The sequence below is a fragment of the Mesorhizobium montanum genome (genome assembly GCF_033977145.1).
Taxonomy (GTDB): Bacteria; Pseudomonadota; Alphaproteobacteria; order Rhizobiales; family Rhizobiaceae; genus Mesorhizobium; species Mesorhizobium montanum.
The window spans coordinates 136,153-155,777 of sequence record NZ_JAVIJF010000010.1 but is presented as its reverse complement, the minus strand read 5'-3'; the positions used below and the strand labels follow the sequence as shown (position 1 = coordinate 155,777).

Annotated in this window: 17 protein-coding genes, 2 pseudogenes and 1 riboswitch; of the genes and pseudogenes, 2 read left to right on the top strand and 17 right to left on the bottom strand. The window is 62.2% G+C overall.

Going from position 1 to position 19,625, the window contains the following annotated elements; translation table 11 throughout:
• Positions 1-295: 295 nt before the first annotated feature.
• The 16 genes and pseudogenes from RFM68_RS15630 to RFM68_RS15555 all read right to left on the bottom strand — a co-directional run bounded on the left by RFM68_RS15630 (position 296) and on the right by RFM68_RS15555 (position 15,788).
• Positions 296-1,135, bottom strand: coding sequence for a hydroxymethylpyrimidine/phosphomethylpyrimidine kinase (locus tag RFM68_RS15630; protein WP_320233870.1), 840 nt, complete (start codon positions 1,133-1,135; stop codon positions 296-298).
• Complete coding sequence (locus RFM68_RS15625) at positions 1,126-1,731, bottom strand: thiamine phosphate synthase (protein ID WP_320233869.1); 606 nt, start codon at positions 1,729-1,731, stop codon at positions 1,126-1,128. Before RFM68_RS15625 ends, RFM68_RS15630 begins: the two co-directional genes overlap by 10 nt.
• Positions 1,728-2,501, bottom strand: coding sequence for a thiazole synthase (locus RFM68_RS15620; RefSeq protein ID WP_320233868.1), 774 nt, complete (start codon positions 2,499-2,501; stop codon positions 1,728-1,730). Before RFM68_RS15620 ends, RFM68_RS15625 begins: the two co-directional genes overlap by 4 nt.
• A gap of 4 nt (positions 2,502-2,505) precedes the next feature.
• On the bottom strand, positions 2,506-2,703 hold the full coding sequence (thiS, locus tag RFM68_RS15615; RefSeq protein ID WP_320233867.1) for a sulfur carrier protein ThiS: 198 nt from the start codon (positions 2,701-2,703) through the stop codon (positions 2,506-2,508).
• Complete coding sequence (locus RFM68_RS15610; RefSeq protein ID WP_320233866.1) at positions 2,687-3,670, bottom strand: FAD-dependent oxidoreductase; 984 nt, start codon at positions 3,668-3,670, stop codon at positions 2,687-2,689. Before RFM68_RS15610 ends, thiS begins: the two co-directional genes overlap by 17 nt.
• Positions 3,667-5,487, bottom strand: coding sequence for a phosphomethylpyrimidine synthase ThiC (gene thiC, locus RFM68_RS15605; RefSeq protein ID WP_320233865.1), 1,821 nt, complete (start codon positions 5,485-5,487; stop codon positions 3,667-3,669). The genes RFM68_RS15610 and thiC overlap by 4 nt, the downstream gene beginning before the upstream one ends.
• Before the next feature lie 105 nt (positions 5,488-5,592).
• Positions 5,593-5,709: riboswitch (TPP riboswitch) on the bottom strand.
• 98 nt (positions 5,710-5,807) lie between these two features.
• Positions 5,808-6,260, bottom strand: coding sequence for an aspartate 1-decarboxylase (gene panD, locus RFM68_RS15600; RefSeq protein WP_320233864.1), 453 nt, complete (start codon positions 6,258-6,260; stop codon positions 5,808-5,810).
• Between the two features lie 57 nt (positions 6,261-6,317).
• Entirely contained in the window at positions 6,318-7,301 is a 984-nt protein-coding gene (bioZ, locus tag RFM68_RS15595) for a 3-oxopimeloyl-[acyl-carrier-protein] synthase BioZ (protein ID WP_320233863.1), read from the bottom strand.
• Positions 7,298-8,563: an adenosylmethionine--8-amino-7-oxononanoate transaminase gene (locus RFM68_RS15590; protein ID WP_320233862.1), complete on the bottom strand. Its 1,266-nt coding sequence runs from the start codon at positions 8,561-8,563 to the stop codon at positions 7,298-7,300. The genes bioZ and RFM68_RS15590 overlap by 4 nt, the downstream gene beginning before the upstream one ends.
• Positions 8,563-9,198 carry a dethiobiotin synthase gene (bioD, locus tag RFM68_RS15585; protein ID WP_320233861.1) on the bottom strand — a complete coding sequence of 212 codons (636 nt, stop codon included), beginning with the start codon at positions 9,196-9,198 and terminating at the stop codon, positions 8,563-8,565. Before bioD ends, RFM68_RS15590 begins: the two co-directional genes overlap by 1 nt.
• Positions 9,195-10,321, bottom strand: a pseudogene (locus RFM68_RS15580) (8-amino-7-oxononanoate synthase). Before RFM68_RS15580 ends, bioD begins: the two are co-directional and overlap by 4 nt.
• On the bottom strand, positions 10,318-11,259 hold the full coding sequence (gene bioB / locus RFM68_RS15575; protein WP_430694867.1) for a biotin synthase BioB: 942 nt from the start codon (positions 11,257-11,259) through the stop codon (positions 10,318-10,320). The pseudogene RFM68_RS15580 and the gene bioB overlap by 4 nt, the downstream one beginning before the upstream one ends.
• A 142-nt stretch (positions 11,260-11,401) precedes the next feature.
• A complete protein-coding gene (gene nadC, locus RFM68_RS15570; RefSeq protein WP_320233859.1) occupies positions 11,402-12,268 on the bottom strand; it encodes a carboxylating nicotinate-nucleotide diphosphorylase in 867 nt (288 codons plus the stop codon).
• Entirely contained in the window at positions 12,268-13,809 is a 1,542-nt protein-coding gene (locus tag RFM68_RS15565; RefSeq protein ID WP_320233858.1) for an L-aspartate oxidase, read from the bottom strand. Before RFM68_RS15565 ends, nadC begins: the two co-directional genes overlap by 1 nt.
• Positions 13,806-14,771 carry a quinolinate synthase NadA gene (gene nadA / locus RFM68_RS15560; RefSeq protein ID WP_320233857.1) on the bottom strand — a complete coding sequence of 322 codons (966 nt, stop codon included), beginning with the start codon at positions 14,769-14,771 and terminating at the stop codon, positions 13,806-13,808. The genes RFM68_RS15565 and nadA overlap by 4 nt, the downstream gene beginning before the upstream one ends.
• A 75-nt stretch (positions 14,772-14,846) precedes the next feature.
• On the bottom strand, positions 14,847-15,788 hold the full coding sequence (locus tag RFM68_RS15555) for an NUDIX hydrolase (protein ID WP_430694866.1): 942 nt from the start codon (positions 15,786-15,788) through the stop codon (positions 14,847-14,849).
• Between the two features lie 852 nt (positions 15,789-16,640).
• Here RFM68_RS15555 and RFM68_RS15550 point away from each other — a divergent pair.
• The gene (locus tag RFM68_RS15550) at positions 16,641-16,826 is read left to right on the top strand and encodes a hypothetical protein (RefSeq protein WP_320233855.1); all 186 of its coding nucleotides are present in this window, start codon (positions 16,641-16,643) and stop codon (positions 16,824-16,826) included.
• A gap of 32 nt (positions 16,827-16,858) precedes the next feature.
• On the opposite strand, the gene RFM68_RS15545 is transcribed toward RFM68_RS15550, so the two are convergent.
• Entirely contained in the window at positions 16,859-17,515 is a 657-nt protein-coding gene (locus RFM68_RS15545; RefSeq protein ID WP_320233854.1) for a hypothetical protein, read from the bottom strand.
• Between the two features lie 506 nt (positions 17,516-18,021).
• Between RFM68_RS15545 and RFM68_RS33620 the strand changes: the two are divergent.
• Positions 18,022-18,222: pseudogene (locus RFM68_RS33620) on the top strand (competence protein CoiA family protein); the annotation flags it as partial.
• Positions 18,223-19,625 lie beyond the last annotated feature (1,403 nt).

Sequence of the window (19,625 nt, the reverse complement as noted above, 5' to 3'; positions counted from 1 at the left end):
GAGGATTGCGCCGAATTCTGCGAGAGATGGGACCAGTCCAGCTTTGACCCGGACTATTCGATCCTGCCGCTGACATACTTTGCACCGCTGGTAGAGGAGGTGTTCTCTTGCAAGAGCTATGATCCTGCGGTCATCGGGATCGGGAGGCGTGTTCCCATGTCGAATGGCCGGGTCGCGGCGGAGCGGTCAGCACTCTAGTATCTGCCGGCACGAATCGACCCAAGACGGCTAGCGCATGCCTCAACCACGCTCAAGAGTGCCTCATCTTCCAATAGCATCGCAAGCTACTCCGGCGTCAACGGTTCGAGCTATCTAAGCCCGCCATCAGAGGGAGCCGAAGGACGTCGAAGCAGTTCGCGTCGCGACTGGCTGGTCGATCGCTGGGCTTCTGCGGCCGAGCAATGATGTCGAAAACATACTGCTTGGCACTTCGGACGCTGTCTTCCAGCGATGCGCCGAGGGCAAGAGAGGCGGCGATGGCGCTGGCCAGCATGCAACCCGTTCCCCGCATCCCGTGCTGCAGGCGAGGCGCTTCGAACCAAACAGCCGAGCCATCCGGCTGAAGCAGCAGGTCGACGGCCTGGGGTCCCTGCGCATGTCCACCCTTGACGAGCACAGCGGTCCGAAGGGTCCTCGACAGTTCCTCGCCTTGAAGGCAGGCGCTTTTTTCGTCCGGCGCTGAAGCGGATCCGTTGAATGTTGCGAGCTCGATCAAGTTGGGCGTGACGAGCCGACAGACTGGCATCAGGTCGCTGCTCAGCGCGTCTATGGCATCTTCCTCCAGGAGCACCCGTCCCGAAGTTGAGGCCAGGACAGGATCGAGCACCACTGGCACTTGGCGATTGCTCGCCAAAACTAATCTGACCGCCTCGATCGCTGCCGCCGTCCCCAGCATGCCGATCTTGATCGCGGCGACCGGATTGGCAGCAAAGGCTGCATTCATCTGGGCGGCGATGAGCTCCGGCGCTAGCTGCTCGACGTGCTCGACAGCCGCGTGCGTCTGCACAGTGACGGCCGTGAGGGCGAGGCAACTGCGTAGTCCGAACGCCGAAACGGTCTCGACGTCGCGGGCTATTCCGGCGCCGCCGCTGGAATCGGAGCCTGCAACGATAAGCACATGCGGCGTCATCGCCATTGCGCCGTCGCCGCTAGCCATTCCAGCACGCGCGCCTCAGGGCGCGCGTTCCGGGTGATATCAGTCACGACCGCGGCGCTCTCAGCGCCCTGCGCGAAGACACCGGCAATGCGCTCGACGGTGAGCCCGCCGATGGCCACCAGCGGAAGCTCCCCGACGCGCCGCTTCCAGAGGGCGATGCGGTCCAGTCCCTGCGGTGCCCATTTCATCGCCTTGAGGATGGTCGGGTAAATCGGGCCGAGCGCGACATAGTCAGGCTCTGCTTCGAGCGCGGTTTCGAGTTCGGCGTCGTCGTGGGTGCTGAGGCCGAGCCTCAGGCCTGCCTTGCGGATCGCCTTCACATCGGCCTCGACCAGGTCTTCCTGGCCTAGATGGACGAAATCGCAATCCTCCTCGATCGAGAGGCGCCAATAGTCGTTGACGATGAGCTGGCAGCCGTGACGGTCACACACTGCCTTCGAAGCACGAATCTGTCGGCGCAGCGAAGCTTCGTCCTGGTCCTTGATGCGCAACTGCACCAGCTTCACCCCCAGCGGCACCAGACGCTCGATCCATGCGGCGGAATCGACGATCAGGTAGAACGGATCGAGTTTCATGAGAATGCCGCCATGCCGATGAGGGGGGTCGAGGGGACAGCCATGTCGCGCGGCTCGAGCAGGCCGGCGTAATGGCCCTGGCGGCCCGCCTCGACAGCCTTGCCGAAGGCAACGGCCATGGTGACGGGATCGCCTGCCTTGGCTATCGCTGTGTTGAGCAGCACTGCGTCGTAACCGAGCTCCATCACGGCCGCGGCATGGGACGGGCGGCCGATGCCGGCATCGACGATCAGCGGCACGCCGGGGAAATGGCCGCGCAGGCTTCGCAGCGCATCGAGGTTCTGCGGCCCGCGCGCCGAGCCGATCGGAGCGCACCAGGGCATCAAAAGCCGGCAGCCGACATCAAGCAGGCGTTCGGCTACGACGAGGTCGTCGGTCGTGTAGGGAAAGACCTCGAAGCCTTCCGAGGCAAGGATCCTTGCCGCTTCGACCAATCCGAAGACGTCGGGCTGCAGCGTATCGTGATTGCCGATCACTTCGAGCTTGATCCAATTTGTGCCGAATACCTCGCGCGCCATCCGCGCCGTCATTACCGCTTCGCTCACCGAATGGCAGCCGGCGGTGTTGGGCAGGACGCGAACGCCGAGCGACTGGACCAGAGACCAGAACTGACCGCCGGATTTGCCGCCGGAGGATTCGCGGCGCAGCGATACGGTGACGATCTGCGTGCCGGATGCCTTGACCGCCTCGGCCATGACTGCGGGCGAGGGATAAAGCGCTGTCCCAAGCAGAAGGCGGGACGAGAGTTTCTGTCCGTAGAGTTCGAGCATACGATCAGCCTCCCTTCATCGGCGACAGGATTTCGATGCGGTCGCCTTCGGTGAGCCGGCAGCGGTCGCGCTCCTTAGCCGGCACGACGTCGCCGTTCAGTGCGGTGGCGAGCCAGCCGCCCTGGAAGTCGAGTTCGCTGAGCAACGTGGCGAGCGTTTCGGCAGCGACGTCATGGCTCTGACCGTTAACGATGAGCTTCAAGAGCAACCTCCTTTGCGGCGGGATTTCCCAGGATGATGTCGGCTGCCTGCCGCGCCATGGCCGGCGCAAGTAGAAAGCCGTGGCGGTAGAGCCCATTGATGCGAATGTTCCTCCCGTCGCGCTCGACGCGCGGCAGGTTGTCGGCAAAGGCGGGGCGCACGCCCACGCCTGTTTCGACCAGCTCAGCTTCGCCGAAGGCTGGATGCAGGGCGCAGGCGGCGCTGAGCAGCTCCATGGCCGAGCGCGCGGTGATCGGGCCTTCGGCATCGCACTCGATCATCGTCGCGCCGACCATGAACAGGTTTTCGCCGCGCGGCACGACATAGACCGGGATGCGCGGATGAAGCAGGCGCACGGGCCGGGCCAGCGAGATCTCGCCTGTTCGCAAGATGAGCATCTCGCCGCGCACGCCGCGCAGTTCCGGTTGCATGTCGGCGATACCGGTGCAGTCAACCTCGACATCCGGGATGGCCGACACGGTGCTGCGGCCGAACTCGAGGCGAACGCCCATGCCGAGCAGCTGGTCGCCAAGTGCAAGCAAAGCCTTGCGCGGATCGAGGTGCGCTTCATCGGCAAAGAACAGCCCACGCGCGAACCGGCCAGCAAGGGCAGGTTCGAGCTCTGCGATATCGCCGGCGCCGAGCTGCGTGAAGCCACATGTGCGGCGGCCGAACTGGTGCAGTTCGCCAACGTCGCGAGCAGGCGCCACCACCAATGTGCCGCTACGCGAGACATGACCGGGCAATGCTGCGTCCCACCAGTCGGCCGCGCCCCGCCCGAGCGTCAGCACCGCCTCCTCGGCGCTTTCGCGCTCGCACCAGGGCGCGAGCATGCCGCCGGCCTGCCAGGAGGCACTGCCGGCGATCTCGATGCGCTTCTCGACCACGGTCACGTCGGTGCCGGGCGTCGCCAGCTCGTGCGCGAGCGTCAATCCGGCGACGCCAGCGCCGCGAATGAGCACCTTCATGGCTTGGGCGTGCTGCCCGGGGCGCCGTCGACGGGCATATAGAGGTCGCCGCCGTCACGGTACTTCGCCGCCATGGCCGCGAACCCTTCCTTCTGGGCTTCAGCACGGATGTCGTGCGAGATCCGCATGGAGCAGAATTTGGGGCCGCACATGGAACAGAAATGCGCCACCTTGTGCGCCTCCTTCGGCAGCGTCTTGTCGTGGAAGGCGCGCGCCGTCTCGGGATCGAGCGAGAGGTTGAACTGGTCCTCCCACCTGAACTCGAAGCGCGCCCGCGACAGCGCGTCGTCCCTGACCTTGGCGGCCGGATGGCCCTTGGCCAGATCGGCGGCGTGCGCGGCTATTTTGTAGGTGATGACGCCGGTCTTGACGTCGTCGCGATCAGGCAGGCCGAGATGTTCCTTCGGCGTGACGTAGCAAAGCATTGCGGTCCCCAACCAGCCGATCATCGCCGCTCCAATGCCAGAGGTAATGTGGTCGTAGCCGGGTGCGATGTCCGTCGTCAGCGGGCCGAGCGTATAGAACGGCGCTTCGCCGCAGACCGCGAGCTGCTTGTCCATGTTCTCCTTGATCTTGTGCATCGGCACGTGGCCGGGGCCTTCGATCATCACCTGACAGTCCTTGGCCCAGGCGATTTTGGTCAGCTCTCCAAGCGTTTCCAGTTCGGCGAACTGGGCTGCGTCATTGGCATCGGCGATCGAGCCGGGGCGAAGGCCGTCGCCGAGGGAGAAGGAGACGTCATAGGCTCTGGCGATGTCGCAGATGTCCTCGAAATGCTCGTAGAGGAAGCTCTCTTTGTGGTGGTGCAGGCACCACTTGGCCATGATCGAACCGCCGCGCGACACGATGCCGGTGACGCGGTCGACGGTCAGCGGGATGTAGGGCAGGCGCACGCCGGCATGGATGGTGAAATAGTCGACGCCCTGTTCGGCCTGTTCGATCAGCGTGTCGCGGTAGACCTCCCAGGTCAGATCCTCGGCGATGCCGCCGACCTTTTCGAGCGCCTGGTAAAGCGGCACCGTGCCGATCGGCACCGGCGCGTTGCGCACGATCCAGTCGCGGATGTTGTGGATGTTGCGGCCGGTCGAGAGGTCCATCACCGTGTCGGCGCCCCAGCGGATCGCCCAGACCATTTTTTCGACCTCTTCGGCCATCGACGATGTGACGGCGGAGTTGCCGATATTGGCGTTGATCTTGACCAGGAAATTGCGGCCGATGATCATCGGCTCGCTCTCGGGATGATTGATGTTGGCAGGAATGATTGCGCGTCCGCGAGCCACCTCGTCGCACACGAATTCCGGTGTGACGAAGTCGGGGATCGCGGCGCCGAAGGACTCGCCGTCGCGCTCAAGTTTGCCACGCAGGATCTCGCGGCCGAGGTTCTCGCGGATGGCGACGAACTCCATTTCGGGCGTGATGATGCCGGCGCGGGCATAGGCAAGCTGGGTAACGGCCTTGCCCTGCTTGGCCTTGAGCGGCCGGGTGCGAATGGGAAATTCCGGCGTCAGGCGCTCGCCGGTCGCAAAGCCGTTGTCTTCCGGCAGCACATGACGGCCGTCATAGGCTTCCACATCGCCGCGCGCCATAATCCATCGGTGGCGATGCCGGGCAAGGCCGTTCTCTATGTTCGTTTCGACGGTGGGATCGGTGTAAGGGCCGGAAGGATCGTAGACGATAACCGGCCGCTCGCCGGCTGTCGGATGGACGGAGATTTCGCGCATTGGCACCCTGATCTGCGGGTGCATGGCGCCGAGCTTATAGATTTTCCGCGAGGCGGGCAGCGGTCCCGTCGACACGGCGGGGGTCAAGGCATTCATTTGAGGCTCCTTTGCTCATTTGCATTGGAGACCCAGTTCTGTGCCGGAAGGATGAAAAGACGCTTTGGTCGACCTGGTCGAAACAGGTCCTCGGGCATGAACTGCCGCAAAGCGCTCGCACCGTCCCTACGCCAGTATGAACTGGATCAGGTTCAACGGGTCACTGCGCCGCAAAAGCCAGCAGTATCTCAGCCCCTTGCCGGGACTCCCCTGGTGAATGAGTCGAATTGAACGGGCTGTCGCCACTTTGTCAAGCGCATTTGGCCCGAGGCGGCGACCGGCGGTCGCTCAACTTGCGCCTGGAAATCGTCACGTAAGGGTCACGCGCCGGAGACCAGGGCAGGAATGGCCAAAGGCATATTCGCCTCGTCAAGAATGGAGAAACTGTATCGTCCACGTAAATCAAGCTCGACCGAGTAGCTCAGGCGGTCGCGTATGTGATTGCCCGGGTCGAAAGTGAGGATCCGCGGTTTCAGCAAGGTGATTTCGGTTTCGTCCAAATAGACGGAATTGCAGACGATAATCTGGTCGCCGGGCCGGCAGGTGCGGGCGGCGGCGCCGTTGAGGATGCAGCATCGCGAGCCGCGTTCGCCAAGAATGACATAGGTCGAAATTCGGGCGCCGGAATTCTTGTTCCAAATCTCCACGAATTCCATGGGCAGTATCCCTGCTGCCTCGCAGTGGTCGGGGTCCAGAGTTATCGATCCGTGGTAATTCAGGTTCGCTTCGGTGACGTGAATGCCATGAAGTTTGCCGGCTACTATCTTTCGCATGAGCCCTCTTTGTCCTTCTTATCTCTATCCGTCAGGTCGTCAGTGGAGCGTGGTCCGCTAGATTCCAACCACAAGCGCGCCGCCGCTTAAGCCGGCGCCCGCCGCCGCCAGAAGTATTGTTTCGCCAGACCGAAACGGCTCCGTCTGGTTGGCCAGCGACAGCGACAGAGGGATCGTCGCGGCGGAGGAATTGCCGTATTCAGCGATCGTCTTGACGACGGCCCGATCGGCAACGCCGAGGTTGCGCCCAACAGCATCAAAAATGCGGGCATTGGCCTGATGCGGCACGAACCGATCGATGTCCTGCGGCCGCATCCGAGCAGCAGTGAGCGCGTCCTGCGAGCAGGCAGTCATCATCTCCACTGCCTTGGCGAACACTTCGCGACCGTCGGTGATCGTCATCCGGGTCTGCTCTAGGTCGAGGTCGCCATGGAACGGGGTGTTGCTTCCGCCGGCGGGAATCTGGATCAGCCCGTAGCGCGAGCCTTCGGAATCCACCGAAGCACCGAGAATGCCTCGATCCGCGTCATCGCACGGACCGATCACAATGGCGCCGGCGGCATCGGCAAACAGGACGGCGCTGGCGCGCTCGGCCGGATTGATGCGGCGGCTGAGGATGTTGGCGGCAATGACAAGGGTGGATTTGCCGTGCAGGCGGGTGAAGCCATCGGCGAACATCAGCGCATAGATGAAGCCGGCGCAGGCGCCGGCCAGATCGACTGCGCCCGCCCGGCCGAGCCCGAGTCGATGCGCAACCAGCGGCGCGCTGGGCGGCAGAAGGTGATCCGGTGTCGAGGTGGCAAGCAAGAGCAGACCGACGTCGCCACGGTCGATGCCAGCATTCGCCAGCGCCATGTCGCCGGCATGCGTGGCAAGGCCTGACAGCGTGTCTTCGTCTGTTGCCCAGAAGCGTGACCGAATTCCGGTGCGCCGCTCGATCCAGCCGGGTTCGAGCCCGAGATTGTTCTCGATCTCGGCATTCGCCACCTTGCGTCCAGGCACATGGTGGCCAAATCCGAGAAGGCGCGACGACCTGCTCATGGTCTCGAACCGAAGCGTTCGCCGGCCTCCTCGACGGCGTCATAAAGCCCGTCGAGCTCGTCGCCGGTGACGCAGTAGGGCGGCAGAAGATAGACGACGTTGCCGAGCGGACGCACAAGTAGCCCCTTGTCGAGGAAGAACGCACGCAGCTTCGGCCCGATCTCGGCGAGATAGCCGGCGGAGCCGGTGCGCAAATCGAGTGCGGCGATCGTGCCGGTCGCCCGGCTGTCGGTGAAGAAGGGATTGTTGCCAAAGCGGCGAAGCCCGGCAGCCTGCTTCGCACTCAAGGCCGTGATCCGCTCGGCCAACGGCTCGTTCTGCCAGATCTCGACATTGGCGAGCGCGGCCGCGCAGGCAATCGGATTGGCGGTGTAGGAGCTTGAATGGAAAAAGGTCTTCTTGCGGTCCTCGGAATAATGAGCCTGGAAGATCGCATCGGTGGCGAGCGTGGCGGCCAGCGGGATCGCGCCGCCGGTCAGGCCCTTCGAGGTGCACAATATATCCGGAGAGATCGACGCCTGCTCGCAGGCGAACATCGTTCCCGTGCGTCCCCAGCCAGTCATCACCTCATCGGCGATGAGCAGCGTGCCGGAGGCCTCGGCGATCTTCCTCAGTTCGGTGAGAACCCAGGCCGGATACATCAGCATGCCGCCGGCGCCAAGCACCAGCGGCTCGACGATCAGCGCGGCGGCGCGCCGATCGCCGACGACTGCCTCGAACCGATCCAGTGTTTCCTGTTCCCGTCCAGCGGCCGGGAATGGGAGGGTGTCGACCTCGAACAGCAGCGGCTCGTAGGCGGCGTTGAAGACGCCGCGAGCGCCGACACTCATCGTGCCGATGGTATCGCCATGGTAACTGTGTTCCATGACGACGATCCGCGAACGCGGCGCGCCGATGTTGCGGAAATAGCCGAGCGCCATCTTCAGTGCGACTTCGACCGAGGTCGAGCCGCTGTCGGAATAGAACACCCAGTCGAGCCCGGACGGCGCGAGGCTGACCAGCGCCTCGGCCAGCCGTTCTGCCGGCTCATGGGTGAAGCCAGCGAAGATGATCTGGTCGAGGGTCGAGGCGGTCGTCTCGATCGCCTTCATGATGCGGGGATGGCGGTGGCCATGGGTGACGACCCACCATGAGGAAATGGCGTCCAGGATGCGCGTGCCGTCGGCCTTGTGGAGATAAGCGCCTTCGGTCAGGACGATTTCAGGCATCGCCGGCTCAAGCGCATGCTGCGTGAACGGATGCCAGACTTGAGACTGCGACATCATTCACCCCCGGTAATCAGCGCGAGGTCGAAGCTGGCGATCATCGCGTCGCTCAGCGTTGCGGATGTCAGCGGATCAAGGTGCGGCAGCCTGCCGAGCTGCCGCACATTGCCGAATTCCACGATTGTCTTTTGCGTATCGGCCATCTCATCACCGATGAAGGCGACGCCGATGAGCGGGATGGAGCGAGCCCGCAGCGCCTCGATCGATAGCAGCGTGTGGTTGATGGTGCCGAGCGCTGTTCGGGCGCACAGGATGACCGGCAGCCGCCATTGCTGGAATATGTCGATGAACCTTGTCTGCCGGTTGAGCGGCACCATCAACCCGCCAGCGCCTTCGATGACGAGTGGACCCGGCAAGGCTGGCAGCGAGAGCTTTGTCGCTTCGATCGCGACGCCGTCGATTTCGGCTGAACGATGCGGCGACAGCGGCCGCCTCAGGCGGTAGACTTCCGGCAGCACGCGCCCCGGCGGCAGACCGGCAAGCCGCTCGACGACCTCGCTGTCGGTCTCCTCCTCAAGGCCCGATTGCACCGGCTTCCAGTAGAAGCCGTCGAGAAGGCCGGCGAGCCCGGCCGAAAACACCGTCTTGCCGATGCCGGTGTCTGTTCCGGTGATGACGATGCTTTTGCTCATGCCGTGGCCAACACCTCGACGAGCGCCTCGACCATGGCGGAAATGTCGGCTTCGTCGACGTTGAGCGTCAGCGAAATGCGCAGGCGCGACGTTCCTTCCGGCACGGTCGGCGGGCGAATGCCGCGTATGTCGAAGCCTCGCGCCTGCAGTGCCGCCGCCACCGCCATGGTGCGCGTTACGTCGCCGATGACTGCGAGCCGCTGGGCACCACCCCACACCGCTCTGCCAACAGGCGGCCTGCGAAGGCAACGATTTCCTGCAGCCGGACACAGCGCACAGGCTCTTCGGGCAGCATGGTGAGCGCCTCGCGCACAGCCACGGCCATCAGGGGCGATGGCGCGGTGGCGTAGATGAATGGCCGGCAACGGTTGACGAGATAGTCGCATAGTGTTCCCGGCCCGGTCACGAGGGCGCCGGAGGCGCCAAGCGCCTTGCCGCATGTGTGGAGCGCGACGATGTTGTCGCGGCCCTCGAACGCCGCGGCGAGGCCACGGCCGCCGGGTCCGCAGACACCGGTGGCATGCGCCTCGTCGACGACGATGAATGCCTCATACCGATCGGCAAGCGCGACTAGGCTCTCCATCGGCGCGCGGTCGCCGTCCATACTGTAGAGGCTTTCGATCGCGATCCAGATCCGCCCCATGCCGCCTTCGGCACGCCAGCGCTTTGTTGCATCCTCGACAGCATCGACATCGTTGTGCGCGGCCAGCACGAACTCAGCGCGTCCGGCCCGTGCACCTTCATGCATGCTGGCATGCGCGAGCTGGTCAAGGATGAGCAGATCGCCTTTCTGCGGCAGCGCGGTCAGTAGGGCGAAGTTGGCGATATAGCCGCCGCCGAAGAACAGCGCGCGCTCGGCCCCGAAGAATGCCGCCGCATCCTCCTCCAGTTCCTCATGCTCCGGCGCGTTGCCGCGCAGCAACCGCGATCCTGTGGCACCAACCGGCGTGCCGCGGGCAATGGCCGCCGCAACAGCGTCGCCAAGCCTTTTGGAGGCGGCGAGACCGAGGTAATCGTTCGAAGAGAAGTCGAGCCCGGCGCGCGGCGACAGCGTCCGCAGCCGGTCCTTGCGCGCCAGTGCCTGCAAGGTCGCGTCATAGCGGGCAAGAGGTGCCTCGTTCATTGCGCATCGAGTTCCATCGGCTCGATGCCGAGACGCCGGAACAGAAGGATATCCTTGTCCTCGCCGGGATTGTCGGCCGTCAGCAGAGTGTCGCCGACGAAGATCGAATTGGCGCCGGCAAAAAAGCACAGCGCCTGCATCTCGTTGCTCATGGCGGTGCGACCGGCGGACAGACGGACGTGCGATTTCGGCATCATGATGCGTGCCAGCGCGATCACGCGCACGAATTCGATCGGCTCGATCGGCTTTTCTTCGGCAAGCGGTGTGCCGGCGATCGGGATCAGCATGTTGATCGGAACGCTTTGCGGATGTTCCGGCAGATTGGCCAGCGTCACCAGCATGTCGATCCGGTCCACCGTCTCTTCGCCCATGCCGACAATGCCGCCGCAGCAGACCTTGATGCCGGATTGGCGAACATGCTCGAGCGTATCGAGCCGCTCCGCGAAGCTGCGCGTGCTGATGATCTCGCTGTAATAGCGCTCCGACGTATCGATATTGTGGTTGTAGTAGTCGAGACCAGCCTGCTTCAAACGAGCGGCCTGCTCAAAGTCGAGCATGCCGAGGGTCATGCAGGTCTCCATGCCGAGCGCCTTGACGCCTTCGACCATGGCCACGACCGCCTCCATGTCGCGCGCCTTGGGATTTCGCCAAGCCGCACCCATGCAATAGCGGGTGGCGCCGGCGTCGCGCGCCTTGGTCGCCTCGGTGATGACGCGCTTGACCTCCATCAGTTTCGATGCCTTCAGGCCGGTTTCGTGATGCGCCGACTGGCTGCAATAGCCGCAGTCTTCCGGGCAGCCGCCTGTCTTGATGCTGAGAAGGCGGCTGAGTTGGACCTTGTTGGGATCGAAATTCTGGCGGTGAACGGTTTGCGCTTGAAACAGCAGGTCGTTGAAAGGCGCGTCATGGAGTCCCCGAGCCTCTTCCAGCGTCCACATCCGGCGGTCGTCGAAGGATTGAGTTTTAGGCATGGTCTTTTCCGAGGTCCCTGCGTGCATTCCACCCTGTTCCTTGTGTTGTGGTGATACGGGCGCCCTTGAAGCTGGCGAACTGTGTCGGGAAGAGACTACTGTCGATGGTTCAGGCCTGCCCATCAAGTTCACGGTAGTCGAGACCGATATCGAGGATCGGCGCGCTATGAGTCAACCAGCCGATGGAAATCAGGTCAACACCGGTCCCGGCGATGGCTGGTGCCGTCGTCGCGGTGATCCTGCCTGACGCCTCGGTGGTCGCCCGGCCGGCGACCATGGACACCGCCTGGCGTAACTCGTCAACCGACATGTTGTCGAGCAGGACAGCGTCGGGGCTAAGCGCCAAGGCCTCGTCCAACTGGGTCAGTGTATCGACCTCGACTTCGATCTTGACGAGATGGCCAACGCAGCTACGCGCCCGCTCAATCGCGGGGCGGATTCCGCCGGCGATGGCGATGTGATTGTCCTTGATCAGGATCGCATCGTCGAGGCCGAAGCGGTGATTGCAGCCGCCGCCAGCACGCACGGCGTATTTCTCGATCGTCCGCAATCCGGGCGTCGTCTTGCGCGTGCAGACGATCTTGGCGTTGTGACCGCGGACCGCCGCGACGATCGATGCCGTCGCCGTTGCAATACCGCTAAGGTGACAAAGGAAATTGAGCGCGGTCCGTTCCGCTGTAAGAATGGCTCGGGCAGGGCCGCTGACCGAGGCAATGACCTCGCCTTGCGCGATGTCGCTGCCATCCGCGCGACGCACCGTTATGTCGACATCCTGGTCAATCAGCCGGAAAGCCAGCATCGCCAGATCGAGCCCGGCGATGGTTCCTTTCTGGCGCGGCGAAAGCACGGTTGTAGCGTGGTGGTCCTTCGGCACGACCGCATCCGTGGTCAGGTCGCCGGCCCTACCGAGATCCTCGAGAAGAGCAGCTCGTACCAGCGGCTCGAGCATGATCGCGGGAAGTGGCGTGAGGATCATCAAAAGACGCTTTCCAGCATTGGGGAGGATGCAAGTTCGCGCACAGCAGCCAAGGCTGCGTCGAGGATGATTTCGGAGCGGCGGGCGATGGCTGCATGATCGGGAAAGTCCGTCCGGAAATGAGCGCCTCGGCTTTCCCGGCGCTGCAAGGCCGCGACTGCGATCATTAACCCGACAGCGGCCGGATCTGACGCCGCATCGTACCGTTGCGCCAATGGCAGCAGGGCGCGTGCCGCGCCTTTCAGGCCTTCACCATCGCGGGTGACACCGAGGGCACGAGACAGGTGAGGACGCAGAGGCGCCGGATCGGGCCCAGGCAACTCCCTCACGATCGCTCGCACGATGCGGCAGCTCTTGGAACCGGCAACGCTTTCGGCAACCCAGCGCGCGCAGACGACCGCCTCGGTCAACGAGTTGCTGGCCAGCCGGTTGGCGCCGTGCAGACCGGTCGAAGCGATTTCCCCGCAAGCCCAAAGCCCCGGAATTGAGGTGCGCCCGGCCAGGTCTACGGCAACACCACCCATGTGGTAATGCTGGGCCGGCCGGATCGGAATGAGGTCGTGCGCCGGGTCGATGCCAATGCTGCGGCAGGCCGCCGCGATCGCTGGAAAATGCCGCGCGAATGTCGCACCCGGCTTTTCACGCATGTCGAGGAAGGCGCGATGGCCGTCGCCAAGATGTCGCCAGACGGCGCGCGCGACGATGTCTCGCGGCGCCAGTTCCGCACCTTGCACGCAATCGAGAAAACGCCGGCCCGTCTCGTCGACGATTCGTGCGCCTTCGCCGCGAACCGCCTCGCTGATCAGCGGCATCGGACGACCGGGCCCGTCAAGCGCGGTCGGGTGGAACTGGATGAACTCCAGGTCGGCAAGCACAGCACCCGCGCGCGCTGCGAGCGCCAGGCCCTGTCCGCAACTGCCAGGCGGGTTTGTCGTGTCGTGGAACAGACCGCCGATCCCGCCGGTGGCTAGAACGACCCGTCCCGTGGCAAAGAACACCGGACCTGTCGAGCAACTCGCCAGCACGCCGGTGACCCTGCCATCCTCGACCCCAAGGCGGCGCGCTTCGATCCCCTCGAAGACTTCTATTGTTGGCGTGGAGCGCACGGCGGCGACAAGGGCGCGCATGACCTCGCGTCCGCTGCCGTCACCTCCGGCATGAACGATGCGCCGGCGACCATGAGCGGCTTCCAGCCCGAGGTGCAGCGCTCCGTCAGGTGCCCGATCGAAGCGAACTCCGAGACGTGCCAGTTCTTCGATCGCGGCGGGCGCGGCGTACAGGATGCGCCTCGCGGCTTCCGGATCGCAAAGGCCGTCGCCGGCGGCGAGCGTGTCGGCAAGGTGCAGTGCCGGCTCATCATCGTCGCCCAGGCTGGCGGCAAGCCCGCCTTGCGCCCACGCGCTCGAAGCATCAGCCCCGAGGGGCGATCGCGACAGAAGAACCACCGGCTCGGGCGCAAGATGCAGTGCCACCATCAGCCCGGCTATGCCGCCGCCGATGATGACCGGCCGGTCGGCGAGATTGCGGACGTCCATGCTCATACCGCCAGCATCCGCTCGACGGCCAGACGCGCACGCCCGGCAATCTCGGGTTCGATGGTCACGACATGGCGGTTCTGCTCCAGCGCCTGACGGATATTGGCGAGCGTTATCCGCTTCATATGCGGGCACAAATTGCAGGGCCGGATGAACTCGACCTCGGGATGATCGACCGCGACATTGTCGCTCATCGAGCATTCTGTCATCAGCACGACGCGGGGCGGCTTTTGCCTTCCAACATAATCGGACATGGCAGCGGTCGAGCCGGAAAAATCAGCTTCGGCCACCACGTCGGGCGGACATTCGGGATGCGCCAGCACCGTCACGCCTGGATGATCCTCGCGCAACTGGCGGATATCGTCGGGCGTGAAGCGCTCATGCACCTCGCAATGACCTTTCCAGGCGATGATCTCCACGTCGGTCTGGGCGGCAATGTTCCGCGCCAGATACTCGTCCGGCAGCATGATCACCTTGGGAACACCGAGGGACTCGACAACGGCCTTCGCGTTGCCCGAGGTGCAGCAGATGTCCGATTCTGCCTTTACCTTGGCCGACGTGTTGACATAGGTGACGACTGGCACGTCCGGATAGCTTTGCCGAAGCAGGCGGATGTCCTCGGCGGTGATCGAGTCCGCCAGCGAACAGCCCGCCCGCAGGTCGGGGATGAGCACCGTCTTTTGCGGATTGAGCAGCTTGGCCGTCTCGGCCATGAAATGCACGCCGGCGAGCACGATGACATCGGCTTCGGTCGACATCGCCTTACGGGCAAGCGCCAGGCTGTCGCCGACGATGTCGGCGACACAGTGGAAGATTTCCGGCGTCTGATAATTATGCGCCAGGACGACGGCATTTCGCTGCCGTTTCAGGTCAAGAATGGCGTCGACATCGTCGGCGAACACCGGCCATTCGATGGCCGGAATGACGCGCCGCACGCGGTCATAGAGAGCGGAACTTCGTGCCTGCATATGAGCGATCGCGATCCCATATATGCTCGAAATGAGTATATATCCAGGATATACTTATATGGAGTATAAAGAGAGTCAAGCACGCGAAACGGGCAATTTCGTCCCGGCCACGGCGCGCTCGGCCAGGACGTCATGACGGAAGCGAAAGAGTTTGGCGGGGCGTCCGCGCATGTCGGCGGTCATCGTCCCGGTCTCTTCGACCAGTTCCTGCTGCTCGATCAGCCGCCGGAAATTTGGCTTGTGCACGAGCCGGCCGGCTAGTGCCTCGACGCTGCGCTGGAGCTGAAGCAGTGTGAATACCGGCGGCATCAATTCAAAGACGACGGGACGATACTTGATCTTGGCGCGCAACCTGGCGATGCCAGTTGCCAGGATGCGCCGGTGATCTCCCGCCATGGCCGGGCCGATCAGCGTGAGGTCCTTGGCCCGGCTGCGATGCGCCTCCTCAACAAGGGCCGCTTCATAGAGCAGTTCATAACGTTGCAGCACCAGCTCCTCATTCCAGCCATGGCCATCGAGGCCGAAGGCAATCGCGGTTCGCTGCTGGCGCTCACTGCGCATCGAGGTGTTGTCCGCGGCTTTCGCCCAGGCGTTCAGTCCGGGAACGATCACGCCAGGTAATGCAGGCGGAACGCCGTCGCGATGATCTTCCCAGGGAAAATAGTTGTACCAGTTGCGCCATGTCGCCTCGTCGGCGGGCGCTGCCTGCTCCTCGCGGGCCAGAGCGAGGTAACTGATCGAAATCACCCGCTGCGCTTCGTCGCCTGCTCGGTCTCGATCGGCAAAGGTGTAAAGCTGTTCTATGTAGCCCAAAGGATGGCGCGTCTGCTGCTCGACCCAGTCCCTGAGGCCGGATTGCAGCGAACGATGCCCAAGCTCGAATGGACCAGAGGGTAGGGCTTTACCGTTTTCGACGGTCATGACGCGCGGCTGACCGGTCGTTACCGCCACCAGCACCGCAATCAGCTCTGCGGTAATGGAATGTCGCTGATCGGCTTTCGGGGGCTGCTTCAAGATGTTTTCCGTTCTACTCGCCGACCGTCGGGCAAGGTAACCGCAACGCGTCTCAGAATCTCTCCGCTATTTCGGCAGGTCTTTTCACGTCCCAACACGACGAACCGCTGCGATGACGCTTTTCCTATTCCCTATCCTTCTTCGGACATTGTTTATTCGTTCCCGATTCCTGATTCGAGAGCAATGATGCCGGCGACCAAAAATATTGTGGGGTCGGATACTCGCTGCTTTCACGGTCGTGCTCAGGACCACCTGGGGAGCGACACAATGGATGGCGTGTTCATTGGACGCGATTCTGATGCATGCGTCCAGCGTCGGCCAATGGCCGGCGCCAAAAGAGAAAATGCAGCGTATAAGGCGTAGCCTCCTGACGACCGGAACAGGGACCTTGCCAGGAGGGAGCCGAAGCAAATTCGCGGCCCCGAGATCGGTCAGCAAAGGTGGTCTAAGGAGGTTAGTCTAGCGCCGCCAACGGCGGGAAGCGGGGCTGTCCACATCCGACGAGGGGACCGTATGAAACGCCGTATTCGGCGTGTTCCTCCGCGCAATAAAATTTGGCGCTTAGAAGCCCGTACAGCGCGATTCTCGGATCACTGTGGATCCGAGATCGCCAGAAAATGCCACCATCCGCTCGGGAAAGAAGCAGCCGGACCTCCGCCAAGACGTCGGAAAAGAGTTGCCGCCGCTTTGACGGCGGCGCCCGACAATATATTTATTTCAATGCCTTACGGAAGTTCCATAAGATAGATCACAAGGCTCGAGGCCGACCCGCTGATTCGGAGCGCTAGAGAATACCACGTCTGACCGAAAGCTGAATGGCGCAAGATCACATGCGTCAGACATGGAGAATCCGTAATGTTTTCTTTCTATGAAGATATGACAGCCAAGGCATTGCTTGTGGCTGACGCGGTGCGGGAACTCGGCACCGAACACTGTGAGACCGGAAGCGCTGCCGATCGTATCGGACGCGAGATGCAGGACGCGGCGGCGCGGTTGATGGACATCGGCACGCAGTTGCGAACTTCTGCACTCACCCCCTAAAGGTAGTTGCGGCTGTCGGTCTATCGATGAGTTCAGCTTATACTTTGGGCTTGCCCAAGCCTGAGAAGTTCCCAATCGCTGGGCATTTGGCCAAACCGGTTGAGTTGATAGATTTGAGCGTTGTGGAAATACGTCTCGAATCCGATGCCGCGATACGTAATGCAGTAAATCAAAAACTTTTCCGGGGTTTCGGGCTCGCCCTCGAACAACACCGGCCTGATGTTGCCCCCCTTTTTCGGCCTTGCGTCCTTGACGAGAGTCTGGATCGTGTAGTCTGTGTGGATGGGGTCATTCGGGTAGATGATATTCCCGTCTTTAAGGTGCTTCTTGCGCTGAAAAATCTCGTCGAGAAATACTTTGATTGCGGAGGTTCTAGCGTATGAGAAATCGGCCTGAATGATCTTCGTATGCTCAGCCATATCGATTGCCGGCCTCTCCCCTATGTCTTCGATCGTGGCTCTGACCTCAAGGACAACTTGGGAACGCGTAAGCCCATGCTCATCAAATTTCCCGTTCGGAACGCAATCGAATTTAATCCAAGGCCTCTTATCCTCGCGAGCCAGATCATTGGAGACAATGGCGGCATGAAGAGTATTGCGGACGAGGATCACGCCAAAGACGGCGGCTATAAGCGAAAACAGGCCGAGAGCAGAACTGATAATGAGAAGAGAAAGGGTCCAGGTAGCCACTTCCCGCTGGGCTTGCAGATCTTCTTCAGCGCGCTGAGGTTCGCGTGCGGTCTCTACGGCATTGTTAAAGCATGCGATAATTTCTTGTGGGCGGTAAGGACAGAACAGCGGCGCTCGAATTCTGTTTTGGCCTCTGTATATGCTTGGTTGGTGGCATACTCTTCGTACACGCTATTGTAATTCAGTCGATATCCCAGCCAGACTGAGGACGGGATTATAATGACTATGCCGACGGCCACCGTAATCCATATGGCTGCGCTGTTGTACCAGTCGCGAAAAGACTTAAGCATCTAGTCGCCCCCAATTTTCCCCGTGGACAACTATCACGTACAACGCGCGTTACGGCAACAGGAGACGCAAAGATCGACGAGATAGGTCTGCGCTCAACCGACGCTGACCGCGACATTCATTGCGAACCCGTCGCGGGTAGCCGTGAGATCGCACGCCAAAGCATGCTATCGTCTTCCCCCTTACCTGACTCGATACGAGGGTAAACCGGGCGCGGGATGGACGATCACCAAGAGGCAAGGAAGTCTTACGGCTCCGATCGTGCACAGCTTGTTTATGGGCTGAGGCCGGACGGCACCTTGGCGCACATCAGCGAGGTTCAGCGCGGCATTGCTTGCGGCTGCAATTGCCCTGCCTGTGGCGGTCGGTTGGTGGCCCGGAAGGGTGATGAAAACGTGCCGCACTTCGGCCACGACGATGGCGAAGCCTGCGGCGGCGGTCCTGAAACGGTTCTGCACCTACTCGCCAAGGAAGTGTTCCAAACCAACCCGACGATGCTCCTGCCGGAACGTCTTGGGCTCGCTAAGGGGAACGTCGTGATGAAGCCGGGTCAGCAGGTGACGACGCAATTCCTTCGAACCGAGTTCACCGACCCGAAGACGATCATCCCGGACCTCTATGTTCGGGCGCTAGGCTATGACCTTTTTGTTGAAGTCGCGGTCACTCATGCGAGCGACGAAGGCAAGATTCAGCGTCTTCGGGAACACGGCGTCATGGCCGTCGAAATCGACCTGTCAAAGTTGCCCCGAGACTCGATACGCGAGCAGATCACGGATGCGGTGCTTCAATCTGCGCCACGGTGTTGGCTCTATCATCCCGATATCGATAGAGCGCTGGCGAAGAGCCGCGCCGACGAAGAGAAATGGCAGGCTGCACAGGAAAAGCGGTTCGCCGACTTTCAGGCTAGGCATGAGAACCGGGTTGGCGAACTTGCGCGCGCCTATGTCGACGCGTCGAGACAATTGGCCGGAAAGAAGATTGTCGTTCCGCGTGATGCTGAACTTCAAGCGGTCGGACTGGCCCCACATGTCGGCATCAAGGTGGCAGGGTATGCCTGCTTCACTGTCCCGCCCGCAGTTTGGCAGGCCGTCATTTTAACAGAGGTCTTCCACGACAAGTGCCTTGGTGACGAGATACCAAAGGCGGTGCCGATCACCAAGCATCTGGAAAAGCGTAATCTTATACGGCCACTTTTCCGGCGCGTGTCGCGCGAGGTGGCGGACGATACGGCTTTAGCCGAACCGCGCTTCGCTCCAGCATGGAAAGCGATAGACAGTTACTTGCAGCATTTGCTCGGCAAGGAGGTGTTGGCTCACCAAGGCTATGGCGTGATGCTGGAGAAGCATCTAGCCGACAAGTGGACGGCTCGCACGCTAGCCCTGAAACAGAGAACCGCTGCCATGCATGCGGCCGTGCAGAAAGTCGATTGGATTTTGGCCGAGCTTCCCGACAGAGAGCGCGGGAACATGACCGGCGAGTCGTGGCTTGATTCCGTCCACACCGAGTCCGGCATGACATACCGGGCTGCGATCCGGTCCGACATCGAAGCGCCGAAGATCACTTCCGAGATTGATGCCGTTTTCGCCATGCTCAGAGGAAACGGCCGACTTCCATATGCGACCGCTGGACTGCCTGTTGAGGGGGCAATCGAGCGCCGCAAGGCTCAGATAGCAAAACAAGCCCGAGACCTACGTGAGAAACAGATTCAGGAAGCCAACCGACTTCGGCAATCACGTCGGGACCGGCTTTGCGTTGACGCTGAAACGGAACTGACTGGCCCTGATCTTGGGGCGTTCCTGAACACGAAACGCGACGAACTAAA

Bases quoted from the DNA above. Each gene is read 5' to 3' on its own strand.
- RFM68_RS15630 (WP_320233870.1), bottom strand. From the start codon at position 1,135: ATGGCGATGACGCCGCATGTGCTTATCGTTGCAGGCTCCGATTCCAGC.
- RFM68_RS15625 (WP_320233869.1), bottom strand. From the start codon at position 1,731: ATGAAACTCGATCCGTTCTACCTGATCGTCGATTCCGCCGCATGGATC.
- RFM68_RS15620 (WP_320233868.1), bottom strand. From the start codon at position 2,501: ATGCTCGAACTCTACGGACAGAAACTCTCGTCCCGCCTTCTGCTTGGG.
- RFM68_RS15610 (WP_320233866.1), bottom strand. From the start codon at position 3,670: ATGAAGGTGCTCATTCGCGGCGCTGGCGTCGCCGGATTGACGCTCGCG.
- thiC (WP_320233865.1), bottom strand. From the start codon at position 5,487: ATGAATGCCTTGACCCCCGCCGTGTCGACGGGACCGCTGCCCGCCTCG.
- panD (WP_320233864.1), bottom strand. From the start codon at position 6,260: ATGCGAAAGATAGTAGCCGGCAAACTTCATGGCATTCACGTCACCGAA.
- bioZ (WP_320233863.1), bottom strand. From the start codon at position 7,301: ATGAGCAGGTCGTCGCGCCTTCTCGGATTTGGCCACCATGTGCCTGGA.
- RFM68_RS15590 (WP_320233862.1), bottom strand. From the start codon at position 8,563: ATGTCGCAGTCTCAAGTCTGGCATCCGTTCACGCAGCATGCGCTTGAG.
- bioD (WP_320233861.1), bottom strand. From the start codon at position 9,198: ATGAGCAAAAGCATCGTCATCACCGGAACAGACACCGGCATCGGCAAG.
- bioB (WP_430694867.1), bottom strand. From the start codon at position 11,259: ATGTGGACGCTGGAAGAGGCTCGGGGACTCCATGACGCGCCTTTCAAC.
- nadC (WP_320233859.1), bottom strand. From the start codon at position 12,268: ATGATCCTCACGCCACTTCCCGCGATCATGCTCGAGCCGCTGGTACGA.
- RFM68_RS15565 (WP_320233858.1), bottom strand. From the start codon at position 13,809: ATGAGCATGGACGTCCGCAATCTCGCCGACCGGCCGGTCATCATCGGC.
- nadA (WP_320233857.1), bottom strand. From the start codon at position 14,771: ATGCAGGCACGAAGTTCCGCTCTCTATGACCGCGTGCGGCGCGTCATT.
- RFM68_RS15550 (WP_320233855.1), top strand. From the start codon at position 16,641: ATGTTTTCTTTCTATGAAGATATGACAGCCAAGGCATTGCTTGTGGCT.